Origin of the sequence: Gluconobacter sp. P1D12_c, from assembly GCF_018812105.1 — a bacterium.
GTDB classification, from domain to species: Bacteria; Pseudomonadota; Alphaproteobacteria; order Acetobacterales; family Acetobacteraceae; genus Gluconobacter; species Gluconobacter oxydans_A.
The window spans coordinates 1-624 of record NZ_JACSIQ010000162.1 but is presented as its reverse complement, the minus strand read 5'-3'; the positions used below and the strand labels follow the sequence as shown (position 1 = coordinate 624).

At 41.6% G+C, this 624-nt stretch carries 1 protein-coding gene; it reads left to right on the top strand.

Translation table 11 applies throughout. The annotated features are described in order from the left end of the window. Positions 1-549 (top strand): hypothetical protein (locus KP705_RS16120; protein WP_215764973.1); only part of this gene is annotated, 549 nt, incomplete at its 5' end. Positions 550-624 lie beyond the last annotated feature (75 nt).

Sequence of the window (624 nt, the reverse complement as noted above, 5' to 3'; positions counted from 1 at the left end):
CGTGCTGTTGCAAAGCGTGTTGATGCTGCAAAAGCTAAGGCTGAAAAGTTTGAGAAGGCTGGCACGTTGGTTGGTGCTGTTTCTTCTGCTGTTGCTGGTGGTGTTGTTCAGGTTTCTGAGTCATTCACGAAAAGCCGTTTTGATGATGGTGCGAAGTCTCGTGAAAATGAAATTCATTTATTGAAGAATCAAAATGAGAAGTTGAAAGCGAGTAATTCATCACTAAAAACAAAAATTCACAAAAGTAATGAATCACGAAAATCACTATTGAACGAATTGAAAAGCGAACGCGAAAAAAGTTTTGATAAGGGCAAGCCGTTCAGAGATTTACAGAAGAAGAATGAACAGCTTGAAACTTATCTTGGTTTAGTTTTTGATTCTTTGGATTCGCATGGAATTAATCCTGTTCCGTTCATTAAGACTGTCTACACGTTGGATGATTTAATGCGTGATTGCGATAGGATTGCGAAGGAGTGGCTTGAGTCATTCCAGGCGACGTGGGAACCTAAGGCGAAGCCTCAAAAKGGTTCTGATCGCTCTATTKCCTAGAGCGACGACCCCGAAKGTCCGGKGTCTAGCATTGGGGTTTCGACCTCCATGCTAAAGGCTAAATCAGTATTAAAA